This is a genomic window from Psychrobium sp. nBUS_13 (assembly GCF_051201665.1).
Taxonomy (GTDB): Bacteria; Pseudomonadota; Gammaproteobacteria; order Enterobacterales; family Psychrobiaceae; genus Psychrobium.
Genome location: NZ_CP179210.1, coordinates 1,289,112 through 1,301,811 on the forward strand (window position 1 = coordinate 1,289,112; position 12,700 = coordinate 1,301,811).

Genomic DNA, 12,700 nt, shown 5'->3' on the forward strand with positions numbered 1-12,700 from the left:
CCACATGAAAAAACACCAACAAATCGCATTACTCGCCTTGTTAGGCTGGGTTGGGGTAAGTGGTTGTGTTACGCAAGAGTTTGTTGCTGGCTCTGATGAAGTAGTTCAAGAGCGCGTTATCAATAAAAAAGAGGCGGCTCTTACTCGATTAAAGCTTGCACTTGAATATTTAAAGACGGGTAATACAGCACAAGCACAGCTTAACTTAGAGCGCGCAGAAAAACTCGATGACTCTGTCGACGGCATTTATTCAAGCTATGCCTATTACTATCAGACTGTAGGTGAGACTGCGCTAGCAGATAAAGCTTACTTACAGGCACTTGAAGACTTTCCTGATAACTTTAATACCCGTAATAATTACGGTGCATTCTTGTGTGATAATCGCCGTTATGATGACGCTGAAACACAATTTGTTTTAGCAATCAAATCACCACTTAATACCCAAACAGCCAATAGTTATGAAAACGCAGGTTTATGCGCATTACGTGATAAAAAATGGCAGCGCGCTAAATCACATTTAAGTGCGGTGTTGCGGTATGAATCGATTCGCGCACGTTCCATTCTAGGTTTAGCAAAAGCTAATCTTGAATTAGGGTTAGTAAACGATGCTGCACAACAATTACGGAACTATCGCAGGATTTATAGTCAAACATCTGAAAGTTTGTGGTTAGCAATTCAAATTGAACAACAACGTGGTAGTGTCGATATCGCTAAACAATTAGCACGAATATTAATTCAAAAATACCCTAATTCTGCAGCCACGAAAGCCTATTTAGCAAAAGAATTTTAAATGAGTAATACCCAAGAATTATCTAGTTCAACAACTGAAAACGATTGTGAAACAACGCCTTCTTTAGGCTATCAATTACTCAATGCCCGTCAATTGGCTGGGTTAAGCATTGATGACGTCGCTAAAAACCTATACATATCTAAAGCGGTGGTTAATGAGTTAGAGACTGATTCCGTCCCAGAATCATCAAATGCACTGTTTTATCGTGGCTATGTTAAGTCCTACGCTGTGTTATTAGGACTTGATTGTGATGAGCTGGTCAAAACATTCCGCGCGCAATATCATTGCGATGATGACTTAAAAACAATGCAAACCTTTTCAAATCGTTCTAAAAACGATACTCACAATAATTACCTGAATTGGGTGACGAGAGGGGTTGTCGTTGTAATGACTATCGCGATCGTCGTGTGGTGGCAGCAGCGCCAATCAATGTCAGAAATGCCAACGATTACGCAAGAGTCTATTGCAGTGGCTAACGAACCCTCACCGAGACTACCTATTGCCCCAATCGCCAATACAGTGGTGGAAGTTGATACAAAAAATCTTCAATCTACCTTTACTTTTTCGCAAGATTGTTGGGTTAAAATAACAGACGCCACCAACGCTGTAGTAGCCATTGGTATCAAAAAGGCCGGCACATCAATCGACGTCTCGGGTGTACCACCGCTTGAAGTTATTTTAGGGGCGCCGCAAGGCGTTGAAATTACCTATCAACAACAAACACTTGATATCTCATCTTATATTTCAAATGAAACGGCAAAATTCACGTTGCCGCTGGAACAATAATTATGCATGCTCCTTCTCCTATCATCAGACGAAAATCAACACGCATTATGGTTGGCAACGTACCCATTGGTGACGGCGCCCCTATTGCTGTTCAATCAATGACGAATACCTTGACCAGTGATGTTGAAGCTACTCTCGCACAAATCAATCGTATTGCGGCTGCAGGCGCAGACATTGTGCGTGTTTCAGTGCCGACAATGAATGACGCAGAGGCGTTCAAGGTGATTAAACAACAATCGCCAATTCCATTGGTTGCTGATATTCACTTTGACTATCGTATCGCGCTTAAGGTAGCTGAATACGGGGCTGATTGTTTGCGAATTAATCCCGGTAATATTGGTAGGGAAGAACGTATTCGTTCGGTAGTTGACTGTGCTCGTGACATGAATATCCCTATTCGAATTGGTGTTAATGGCGGTTCATTAGAACGTGATATTCAAGAAAAATACGGCGAACCGACGGCGCAAGCATTACTTGAGTCAGCAATGCGTCACGTTGATATTCTTGATCGTCTGAACTTCGATCAATTTAAAGTGTCTGTAAAAGCGTCTGATGTTCACTTAGCGGTTGAATCATACCGTTTGTTAGCTAAACAGATTGAACAACCACTGCATTTGGGTATTACAGAAGCAGGCGCATTTCGAGCTGGCGCTGTAAAATCAGCCATTGGTTTAGGCATGTTATTAAATGACGGCATTGGCGACACGTTGCGTGTTTCGTTAGCGGCTGATCCCGTAGAAGAAATTAAAGTTGGGTTTGATATCTTAAAATCGCTACGAATTCGTAGTCGCGGCATTAACTTTATTGCTTGCCCAAGTTGTTCACGCCAAGAATTCGATGTGATTGACACCGTTAATCAATTGGAAAACCGCCTCGAAGACGTTGTAACACCAATGGATGTTTCAATTATCGGCTGTGTCGTAAATGGTCCTGGCGAAGCGCTTGTTTCAGATATTGGACTTGCTGGTGGCGCTCGAATGAGCGGTTTTTATGAAGACGGTATTCGTCAAAAAGAACGTTTGGATAATACGGACTTAATTGATTCGTTAGAGAAGAAAATTCGAGCTCGCTTGGCGAACGAAAAGAACAAGCTCGATATTAAGCAACTTTAATGCTTTAGTGGTGGTAACTCCCACAAATTTTGAGCATAATGCTTAACAATTTTTAGTGGCGGTTACGGCCGTCTCATCGTATAGAATTAGTTTTAAATAGGTTTATTGTGGCAAAAACTATCCAAGCCGTTCGTGGCATGAATGATTGCTTACCAACACAGTCATCATTATGGCAATTTGCTGAGCAAGCAGTGCGTAATACCGTGGCTGCTTATGGTTATAGCGAAATCCGAACCCCCATTGTTGAAAGTACAGACTTATTCAAGCGCTCAATCGGTGAAGTAACTGATATCGTTGAAAAAGAAATGTACACCTTTGATGATCGTAATGGTGATAGCCTAACGCTTCGTCCAGAAGGAACTGCATGTGTCGTGCGTGCGGGTAACCAACATGGACTACTTTACAATCAAGAGCAGCGCCTGTGGTATATGGGACCGATGTTTCGACATGAACGTCCTCAAAAAGGTCGTTATCGTCAATTCCATCAATTTGGTGTAGAAGTTTACGGTATTAGTGATGCGCATGCAGATGCTGAAGTGTTGATGATGTCAGCTTATCTGTGGAAGCAGCTTGGTATGACAGAGCATGTGCGTCTAGAGCTTAATACTTTAGGTGATAACCACGAACGCGCAGAATATCGTGATGCATTGATTGCCTTTTTAGAGCAACATCTTGACGTATTAGATGAAGAATCTAAGCGCCGTATGTACAGTAACCCACTACGTGTTTTAGATACTAAAAACCCTGATGTACAGGCGATTTTAGTCAACGCGCCTAAGTTGTCAGATCACCTTGGTGAAGAAACAACGCAACATTTTTCAAAATTATGTGAACTGTTAGACCTCGCAGGCATCCAATACACCGTTAATGAGCGACTCGTTCGTGGACTCGACTACTATAATCGCACGGTTTTTGAATGGGTTACTGACTCATTAGGCGCTCAAGGCACTGTCCTTGCTGGTGGCCGATATGATGGATTAGTTGAGCAACTTGGTGGTAAAGCAAGCCCAGCGGTTGGTTTTGCAATGGGTATTGAACGTTTAGTGTTAATGCTTGAAACACTTGAGTTAGTGGATACATCACTGAGCGCAGTAGATGTTTATGTGTGTGCACTGGGTGACAACGCACAAAGCCAAGCCATGATTATTAGCCAGTCGCTTCGTGAACAACATAGCGACTTGCGTATTATGAAGCACAACAGTGGCGGCAATTTCAAAAAACAAATGAAAAAAGCCGACCAAAGTAGTGCAAAAATTGTTTTATTATTTGGTGACGATGAGTTGGAAAATGACTCTGTGACCGTGAAGTATTTACGTGAAGATAAGCCTCAGAGCACAATGACGATGAGCGAGCTTTCAACACTATTAGAAGAATTATAAGGACCAATAATGGAAATTTACAACAGCGAAGAACAACAAGAAGAAGCAATCAAACGGTTTCTTAAAGAAAATGGCGCAGTTTTACTATTAGGCGCAGCAGTGGGCTTAGGCGGCATTTACGGCTTTAACTATTATAAAGCAGAACAAGTTAAAACCATTGCGAATAACTCGATGAGTTACACTCAGGTTGCAACGTCTGACGATGTACCTGCAAAAGCAGCTGAATATGCTAAAGCGCATACTGATACACAATACAGCCAATTAGCACAGTTATTGGCGGTAAAATCTCTTGTAGATGCTGAGAAATTTGATGAAGCAACAGCGCTGTTAAAAGACGTGATTGCTAGCGATGTTGATAGCTCTGTTAAATCAATCGCTATCATGCGCCTTGCTCGAATCGAGAATTCTCAAGCACAATATGCCCAAGCATTAAGCACATTAGCTACGTTAACTGACGGCGCATTCGCTGTTCAAAAGAATGAGCTAACAGGTGACATTGAGTTGGCGCAAGGTAATGCTGATAAAGCACGCACTGCCTACATGGCTGCAGAAAAAGCGGCCGGTGAGCAAGTTAGCAACGATTTAAAAATGAAATTAAACGACTTAACGCCAGCGGCCTAAGGAATTGTAATGAAACAATGGTCTAAATCATTAGTCGCAAGTGTTGTACTGCTAGGTACACTAGCGGGTTGTTCATCAAATGATGACGACATTAAAATCGCGCCATTGCCTGTCATTCAACCGTCAGTTGAAGTGGAAGTTAAGTGGGAAAATAGCGTTGGCGATGGTACTCAAGATTACTTTAGCAAGCTTTCACCTATTGTGGCTTACGGCAAAGTATTTGCCAGTGATCGTGCAGGCGTCGTCGCCGCGTTTGATACCGAAACTGGCGAACAAGTCTGGGAAGTTGAAGTGGAAGAACAAGGTTCTATTTTCAGTTTTTCATCGGGTATTGATGCTCAGTTATCTGGCGGTATAAGCGCTGGTTACGACAAAATCGTTATTGGTGCAGAAAGCGGTATGCTTTACGTGTTAGCACAAGAAACTGGCGAACTTATTTGGAAAATTCAAACTGATGGCGAAATATTATCTAGCCCGCTATTAAGCGATAACAAAGTTATTGCTGCTATGGGCAATGGTAAAATCATCGCCTACGATCTCGCCGATGGTAAAGAAGTATGGAGCTATCAACAAGATGTACCAGCATTAACGTTACGCGGTATTTCAGGATTAACTGAAAGCCAAGGTGCTGCGTTCTTTGGTTTACCTAATGGCAAGATTGGCGGCGTACTAATTAACGATGGCCGCGCTATTTGGGAAGCTGTTGTAACGCCTCAAACTGGCGGTAATGAGCTCGCAAGTATTATTGATGTTGATTCAACACCGATTGCTTTTGGTGAGTCTATTTATGCCGTAGGTTACAATGGAAACCTCGCTGCAATCGAAATTCGTTCTGGCAATGTGTTGTGGAAACGCGATTATTCAGCGTTTAAATCGATGACCTTAAATGGCTTTAACTTATACCTAACGACTGCGTCTGGGCACGTTGTGTCTGTTGATCGTCGCTCTGGATTAGAGAAGTGGTCGCAGTTAGGCTTAGAGAACCGTGGTCTTACAGCTCCTGTTGTTTTTGAAGGCTATGTTGCTGTCGTTGACTTTGAAGGTGTATTGCACTTGATGTCATCGGAAACTGGCGAGTTTGTGAGCCAGTTAGAAATTGATGACGATGGTCACATTGCTAAGCCAATTGTTGATGGTAACCGTCTCTACCTTCAATCTAAAGATGGCTTATTGTCGGCTATTTCTATAAAATAGCGCCATCGCAATGTCTAGCGCTATTGGCGCCTATTAATAAACGACATTTAATAATTTAGAAAGCGGTCCCGAAAGTTCATTCTGGGCCGCTTTTGTTTGTTCTGGAGAAAGAGTCATGCTTCCTGTTGTTGCTCTAGTTGGGCGTCCAAATGTTGGAAAATCAACACTATTTAATCGTTTAACACGAACGCGTGATGCGCTTGTTGCTGATTTTCCTGGCTTAACGCGCGACCGTAAATACGGTCAAGCTAAGCTAGGCGGATATGAGTTTTTATTGATCGATACTGGCGGTATTCAAGGTGACGAAGAGGGCATCGATGCATTGATGGCTGAACAGTCACTACAAGCAATTGAAGAAGCGGATGTCGTTCTTTTCTTAGTTGATGCTCGTGACGGGATTATGGTTGCTGATGAAGCCATTGCTCATCATTTACGCCAGCTTGATAAAACGGTTTACTTAGTAGCAAATAAAACTGACGGTGTAGATATTGATTCTGTAACTGCAGATTTTTATGCGCTTGCATTAGGAGATATTCACCCTATCGCCGCTGCACATGGCCGTGGTGTTCAGGTACTTATCGAAACATGTTTACGTCCATATGCGTTAGAAATGGGCTTGCTCAATGTTGATGAGCAAGAAGAAGATGAGTGGGCAGAGGAAGAAGAATTAACGGAAGAAACCGCCGAAGAACAAGCCAAAGCCTTGCAAGACTTGCCTATTAAACTTGCCATCATTGGCCGACCAAATGTGGGTAAATCTACGCTAACTAACCGTATCTTAGGTGAAGAGCGTGTGGTGGTTTATGATATGCCCGGAACGACTCGTGATAGTATTTATATTCCAATGGAACGTGATGATCGTGAGTATGTATTAATTGATACAGCAGGTATTCGTCGTCGTAAAAATGTTAATGAAGCGGTTGAGAAATTCTCGATTATTAAAACATTAAAAGCGATTGAAGATGCTAATGTTGTCATGCTGGTTATTGACGCTCGCGATAACATTTCCGATCAAGATTTAAGTTTATTGGGTTTCTCGTTGAACGCCGGTCGCTCAATCGTGATTGCAGTGAACAAGTGGGATGGTCTAGATAACGATGCGAAAGATCGTATCAAGTCAGAGCTTGATCGTCGTTTAGGTTTCGTAGATTTTGCACGAATTCACTTTATCTCTGCGCTGCATGGTAGTGGTGTTGGTAATTTATTTGAGTCGGTTCAAGAAGCGTATTTATCAGCGACTAAACGTACAACAACGTCTATGTTAACGAAAATTATGCAAATGGCAGTTGACGATCATAACCCACCAATGTTCTCTGGACGCCGTGTTAAATTGCGTTACGCACATGCCGGTGGTTACAATCCGCCTGTGATAGTTATTCACGGTAATCAAGTTAAGAAATTGCCATTATCGTATAAACGCTACCTGATGAACTATTTCCGCCGTACGTTGAAAATAATGGGTACGCCGATAAAAATTGAGTTTAGAAATTCAGACAATCCGTTTGAAGGAAGAAAGAATCAGCTGTCAGTAACACAGCAACGTAAACGTGATCGCTTAATGAAGTTCCATAAAAAGCGTTAATTGACGCTTTGAATAATTGAATATGAAAACCGCCGAGAGGCGGTTTTTTTGTGATTGAATAATATAAAAGTCGACCACAACAGAATAGCTATTATAAACCGATTAACAATGTTATAGAAAAATGGATAGTTCTGTTAATTAAAAAGAAACGGACTAAGTATTCTTTGCTTGGCGTTCAATATTACCAAATGCGATAAGTCACTCGTAAAACTACAATTGGTATAATACTCGCTTTATCGGTGGGTAACAACGCTTCTTCAATCCATTGAGTATCAATAGGACTTAGCACATTATCGTATGAATCAGTGCTTTCAAACGACTCAAAAACTGACGCTAACTCTTGAGTGAACATATAAAAAAATCCCCAAATCTTAACAAAGACTGGGGATTATGATCTATCTACAAGAACGTTCAAGTTCTCTTAAACGATCGGCATTGGATGTAATTGCATCGGCTTTCATCATTTGAATAGTTAGTAAGAACTAAGGTGCCGTGTAATCAACGACATTGTAGCCCATTTCTTGTAATTGAGGTTTCAATGAATTCGCGTCGCCTACAATGACTATCGCCATATCATCGATGTTTAAGTATTGACGAGCTAGGCCGTTAATACGATCTTTCGAGATATTAGATACGATGTTAGCGCGCTTTTTAACGAATTCTGGCGTTAAATCATGCTCGATGATTTGTGCTAGGAAGTTAAGCTTTGCGCTTGGCGTTTCGTATTTAAGTGCATCTTGCTGATTGATCGCAGCACGCATGAACGATAGCTCTTCATCAGTAATACCATTTTCACGGTAGTCTTTTAGTTCTTTGATGATTTCTTTTAGTGATGCGATGGTAGAATCTGCGCGAACAGAGGCAGAAACAACCATAGCGCCACCGAATTTATTACCATAGAACGCTGAACCCGCACCATAGGTATAACCCTTGTCTTCACGAAGGTTCATGTTAATACGCGAGTTGAAGTTACCGCCAATTGGGAAGTTCATCAAGCCAAGTTCGTAGTACTCACCTGTAATGTCTTCTTTAATTGCACGTTGACCAACACGGATAGCTGATTGCGCAGCGTTATCTTTGTTAACTAAGTACACGGTATTTTTCGCATAGCTTGGCGGCAATAGGTTTAGTTCAGTCACACCTGTGTGGCCTTTCCACGACTTAAGATGGTTAAACTTACTAACTAACGCTTGCTCGCCGAGATTTGAGACGGTAATTAACTGTGCGCGTTTCGGTTTGTAGTTGCGATTGTAAAATTGCTCAACATCGTCAAGTGTTAGGCGCTTTAATGAATCTACAGTACCCGCTGTTGGCAGCGCTGCGATAGAGCCTTGGAACATTAACGCTCTAAAGGCATTGCGAGATAGTGAATCTGCATCTTTCTGCGCATTTAATAAACCTTCGATTTGATTTGCTTTAATACGCTCAAAATCAGCTTCTTTAAACACTGGGTTAAATAGTTTCTCATTTAAAAGCTCGATAGTTTGATCGAGATTTTTAGTGAGAGAACTTACAAATACACTGGTGTACATGTTGCCAGCAGAGAATGAGATTGAGCTACCTAATTTTTGTAGCGCTTTACTCATTTGCTCACTTGAGTAATTCTTAGTGGCTTCGTTCATCATTGTTGCCGTTAATGATGTTAAACCAGCCTTAGCACTATTCTCAGTAAAGTGACCGTTTGGAATACGCAATAGGATTGATGTTGTTGGCGTTTCGTTGCTCACGCTGCCTAATACGCTAATGCCATTGTCAAAGTCTTTAGTCCAATAGCTTGGTACATCAACTGCTTTAATTGCACCTGCTTTTGGTTTTTGGCTGCGATCAAACGTATTCGGGTTATCACGCATTTTTAAATCAGCTTCGCTAGTCGTAGACTGGCCACTTAATTTAGTCACTTGCGGTTCAAAATTATCAGCTTTAGCAACCATGTCGCCTTTACCGTTTGGCACAACACTTACGATGACAGACGGTTTGTTTTTGATATAACGGTTAAATACGCGCATAACATCAACTTTGCTTACGTTGTTGTAACGTGCAATGTCTTTTTCAATGTAGTTAGCATCACCTGTAAAGGTTTCGTAAGCGGCTAGTTGCGCTACTTTACCTTGAACACTTTGAAGGCCAAAGATAAAGCTAGCTTCCATTTGTGCTTTCGCTTTTGCTAAGTCGTCATCCATAACACCGCGTGTTTCAAATTCAGTGATTGTTTTGCGAATGATTTTTTCGATATCGCCTAGGCTCTTACCACTTGCAGGATGCGGTAGGGCATAAAGATCAAAGGTACAAGCTAATTCTTGACACGGATGTGACGCAGAAGTTTGGACGGCAATACGCGATTTCACTAGGTTCTTGTATAGTAGTGATGTTTTACCACCACCTAAAATTTGCGCTAACAAATCTAATGGTGCTTCATCTTCATGACGAGCATGAGCGGTAGGGAAGCTTAAATATACGAGTGGTAAGTTAACGTTATCTTCAAAAGATACGTAACGGTCACGTGGCAGGTTAATTAACGTTTTATCAAGTGGTGTTGGTGTCATACTTGGCGTAATTTCGCCAAAATATTTGTTTACTAAGGCCATTGTTTCCGCAGCATTAATATCACCACCAATGGTTAGCGTTGCGTTATTTGGACCATACCATTTTAAGAAAAACGCTTTTAAATCGTTTACGTTTACGCGGTTTAAGTCAGCCATGTAGCCAATAACAGGCCATGAATAAGGGTGACCTTTAGGATATAGAGCACGTGCTTTAGTTTCACCTAAACGACCGTAAGGTGCGTTATCAACACGCTGACCACGTTCGTTTTTAACGGTTTCACGTTGTACTTCGAATTTTTCTTGTGTTACTGCATCAAGCAAATAACCCATGCGATCAGATTCCAACCATAGCATTTTTTCTAGCTGGTTCACTGGCACTGTTTGGTAGTAATTTGTACGGTCGCTATTAGTCGTACCATTCATGGTACCGCCAGCTTCGGTAACGATTTTGAAATGCTCGTCATCGCCAACGTTTTCTGAGCCTTGAAACATCATGTGTTCGAAGAAGTGAGCAAAGCCAGACATGCCAAGATCTTCACGCGCTGAGCCGACGTGATAAGTAACATCAACGTGAACTAATGGGTCTGATTTATCTTCATGTAAAATAACAGTCAAGCCATTGGCTAACTGAAATTTTTTGTAAGGGATAGTTGTCTTTCCAAGTTGGGCGCTAACTTTTTCAACAAACTTTACGCCTGCAATATTTACATCATCTGTATTTGGTGACTGTGAACAGGCAGTAATTGCCAGCGCAACAGCACTAATCATCCATTTTTTCATCTGAATTTTCTCGTTGTTTTTAGACGCTAACAATCTACCAAACTCGTTAACATTTCGCCAACTTTAAAGGGTTAAATAATCGGAATGTCGGATAGTTAGATTATCTTTTGATAAATGTGAAATTTAGAATGACAACAGGTGGCTAAAAATCGAGCTAAAAATCTTTAAAATATCAAAACAACGCTTGGGTTGCCATTTATATTGCCCTATAATCTCAGCACTAAACAATTAATTGATTTGGATCAAAAATGAGCGAAAGAACAGAGCAGAACAAAACAGCCGAGTCAAAAATGGCACTGATATTACTTTTAGTAGTAGCCGTTATTGCATTGCCAATTGCATTATCGTTTTTACGTAATGAAGTTTCTGTTGTTGCATTCTTTATCCAAGCAACACCTTTCATTTTAATTGCTTCAGCAATTGGTGGGCTAATGTATAGCGCAAAGGTTGATAAGTCGTAACTAGCGATTTGTGAATTAAAAAAGGATGCTGCGGCATCCTTTTTTTGTGTCTTTTTTTCATGCGTAAGTATTGGTGAAGTTAAAGCGCTTGATTGATTCGCTCTACACTGTCTTTCGCATCGCCAAACAACATTTGGGTGTTGTCGTTAAAGAACAATGGATTTTGCAAACCAGCATAACCTGTTGCCATGCCACGCTTAAACACAATCACGTTTTTGGCATTCCATACTTCAAGTACTGGCATACCGGCGATAGGGCTTCCCGGCTCTTTAGCGGCTGGATTAACTGTATCGTTGGCGCCGATAACTAGCACAACGTCAGTGTCAGAAAAATCATCGTTGATCTCATCCATTTCTAGCACGATATCATAGGGCACTTTTGCTTCCGCCAATAATACATTCATATGCCCTGGTAAACGCCCCGCTACAGGGTGTATACCAAAGCGCACTTCAATACCTTTATCACGCAACTTTTGAGTCAGCTCATTCACGGGGTATTGCGCCTGTGCTACTGCCATACCGTAACCTGGTGTGATAATAACGCGTGATGCATTGCTAAGCTTATCAGCAACATCGACGGCCATAATACTCTGGGCTTCCCCTTCAATTTCTTCACCGCTAGCAGTGGCGTCATTACCAAAACCGCCGGCAATAACAGAAATGAACGAGCGATTCATGGCTTTACACATGATGTAGCTTAAAATAGCACCAGATGAACCAACGAGGGCACCTGTCACAATGAGTAAGTCATTAGCAAGCATAAATCCAGCGGCGGCTGCGGCCCATCCTGAATAGGAGTTCAGCATAGATACCACAACTGGCATATCAGCGCCGCCAATAGAAGCAACAAGATGATATCCAAAAGCAAAGGCGATGAATGTCATGATAATCAAAACGCCCATCGCACTGTCGTGCGCTACAAATTGTGATAGCAAGTATCCACATACAATAATAGCGAGTAAGTTAAGCTTATGACGATGAGGTAGCATAAGTGCAGTGCTACTGACACGGCCGCTCAATTTTCCATAAGCCACCACTGACCCCGTGAACGTTACGGCGCCAATAAATACGCCTAAATAAACTTCAACCAAATGAATCGTGTGTAGTGCTCCAGTGGTGACTGGTGCATCAATGTAACTGTTATAGCCCACAAACACTGCTGCTAAACCTACAAAGCTATGTAAAATTGCGACTAATTCTGGCATTTGAGTCATTTCAACCCGTTTGGCTAATCGAATACCAATAGCGCCGCCAATAACCATTGCAACTATGATGAAGACTAACCCTTCAACACTTGGTGATAACAGGGTAGCAACTAACGCTATGCCCATTCCTAACATGCCGCTATAACAGCCTTTTTGCGCTGTTTCTTGTTTTGATAATCCCGCCAAACTCAAAATAAAGAGAATGGCCGCAGCGAGATACGCTGCACTAACTAAGCCTTGAGACATTG

At 41.7% G+C, this 12,700-nt stretch carries 11 protein-coding genes; 8 read left to right on the forward strand and 3 right to left on the reverse strand.

Annotated elements, in window-relative coordinates; genetic code table 11:
* The first annotated feature begins 4 nt into the window (after window positions 1-4).
* The 7 genes from pilW (at window position 5) to der (ending at window position 7,464) form a co-directional block, all read left to right on the forward strand.
* Window positions 5-790 carry a type IV pilus biogenesis/stability protein PilW gene (gene pilW, locus ACMAZF_RS05835; RefSeq protein ID WP_435276495.1) on the forward strand — a complete coding sequence of 262 codons (786 nt, stop codon included), beginning with the start codon at window positions 5-7 and terminating at the stop codon, window positions 788-790.
* A complete protein-coding gene (locus tag ACMAZF_RS05840; protein WP_435276496.1) occupies window positions 791-1,576 on the forward strand; it encodes a RodZ domain-containing protein in 786 nt (261 codons plus the stop codon). It begins immediately after the preceding gene.
* A gap of 2 nt (window positions 1,577-1,578) precedes the next feature.
* Window positions 1,579-2,688 carry a flavodoxin-dependent (E)-4-hydroxy-3-methylbut-2-enyl-diphosphate synthase gene (gene ispG, locus ACMAZF_RS05845; protein ID WP_435276497.1) on the forward strand — a complete coding sequence of 370 codons (1,110 nt, stop codon included), beginning with the start codon at window positions 1,579-1,581 and terminating at the stop codon, window positions 2,686-2,688.
* Between the two features lie 107 nt (window positions 2,689-2,795).
* Window positions 2,796-4,067: a histidine--tRNA ligase gene (hisS, locus tag ACMAZF_RS05850; RefSeq protein ID WP_435276498.1), complete on the forward strand. Its 1,272-nt coding sequence runs from the start codon at window positions 2,796-2,798 to the stop codon at window positions 4,065-4,067.
* 9 nt (window positions 4,068-4,076) lie between these two features.
* A complete protein-coding gene (locus tag ACMAZF_RS05855; RefSeq protein WP_435276499.1) occupies window positions 4,077-4,688 on the forward strand; it encodes a YfgM family protein in 612 nt (203 codons plus the stop codon).
* Between the two features lie 9 nt (window positions 4,689-4,697).
* A complete protein-coding gene (gene bamB / locus ACMAZF_RS05860) occupies window positions 4,698-5,882 on the forward strand; it encodes an outer membrane protein assembly factor BamB (protein WP_435276500.1) in 1,185 nt (394 codons plus the stop codon).
* 115 nt (window positions 5,883-5,997) lie between these two features.
* Entirely contained in the window at window positions 5,998-7,464 is a 1,467-nt protein-coding gene (gene der, locus ACMAZF_RS05865) for a ribosome biogenesis GTPase Der (protein WP_435276501.1), read from the forward strand.
* Between the two features lie 181 nt (window positions 7,465-7,645).
* On the opposite strand, the gene ACMAZF_RS05870 is transcribed toward der, so the two are convergent.
* Both ACMAZF_RS05870 and ACMAZF_RS05875 read right to left on the reverse strand, forming a co-directional pair.
* Window positions 7,646-7,816, reverse strand: coding sequence for a hypothetical protein (locus ACMAZF_RS05870; RefSeq protein ID WP_435276502.1), 171 nt, complete (start codon window positions 7,814-7,816; stop codon window positions 7,646-7,648).
* 130 nt (window positions 7,817-7,946) lie between these two features.
* Window positions 7,947-10,787 (reverse strand): M16 family metallopeptidase, encoded by a 2,841-nt coding sequence (locus ACMAZF_RS05875; RefSeq protein WP_435276503.1) that lies wholly within the window; start codon window positions 10,785-10,787, stop codon window positions 7,947-7,949.
* Between the two features lie 248 nt (window positions 10,788-11,035).
* On the opposite strand from ACMAZF_RS05875, the gene ACMAZF_RS05880 reads away from it, so the two are divergent.
* A complete protein-coding gene (locus ACMAZF_RS05880; RefSeq protein WP_435276504.1) occupies window positions 11,036-11,248 on the forward strand; it encodes a hypothetical protein in 213 nt (70 codons plus the stop codon).
* A 79-nt stretch (window positions 11,249-11,327) separates the two neighbouring features.
* Here the strand turns inward: ACMAZF_RS05880 and pntB are convergent, their stop codons facing one another.
* The gene (pntB, locus tag ACMAZF_RS05885) at window positions 11,328-12,698 is read right to left on the reverse strand and encodes a Re/Si-specific NAD(P)(+) transhydrogenase subunit beta (RefSeq protein WP_435276505.1); all 1,371 of its coding nucleotides are present in this window, start codon (window positions 12,696-12,698) and stop codon (window positions 11,328-11,330) included.
* Window positions 12,699-12,700 lie beyond the last annotated feature (2 nt).

What these genes read in the sequence shown, in the direction of transcription:
- pilW (WP_435276495.1), top strand. Translation starts at nt 5, where the DNA reads ATGAAAAAACACCAACAAATCGCATTACTCGCCTTGTTAGGCTGGGTT.
- ACMAZF_RS05840 (WP_435276496.1), top strand. Translation starts at nt 791, where the DNA reads ATGAGTAATACCCAAGAATTATCTAGTTCAACAACTGAAAACGATTGT.
- ispG (WP_435276497.1), top strand. Translation starts at nt 1,579, where the DNA reads ATGCATGCTCCTTCTCCTATCATCAGACGAAAATCAACACGCATTATG.
- ACMAZF_RS05855 (WP_435276499.1), top strand. Translation starts at nt 4,077, where the DNA reads ATGGAAATTTACAACAGCGAAGAACAACAAGAAGAAGCAATCAAACGG.
- bamB (WP_435276500.1), top strand. Translation starts at nt 4,698, where the DNA reads ATGAAACAATGGTCTAAATCATTAGTCGCAAGTGTTGTACTGCTAGGT.
- der (WP_435276501.1), top strand. Translation starts at nt 5,998, where the DNA reads ATGCTTCCTGTTGTTGCTCTAGTTGGGCGTCCAAATGTTGGAAAATCA.
- ACMAZF_RS05870 (WP_435276502.1), bottom strand. Translation starts at nt 7,816, where the DNA reads ATGTTCACTCAAGAGTTAGCGTCAGTTTTTGAGTCGTTTGAAAGCACT.
- ACMAZF_RS05875 (WP_435276503.1), bottom strand. Translation starts at nt 10,787, where the DNA reads ATGAAAAAATGGATGATTAGTGCTGTTGCGCTGGCAATTACTGCCTGT.
- ACMAZF_RS05880 (WP_435276504.1), top strand. Translation starts at nt 11,036, where the DNA reads ATGAGCGAAAGAACAGAGCAGAACAAAACAGCCGAGTCAAAAATGGCA.
- pntB (WP_435276505.1), bottom strand. Translation starts at nt 12,698, where the DNA reads ATGTCTCAAGGCTTAGTTAGTGCAGCGTATCTCGCTGCGGCCATTCTC.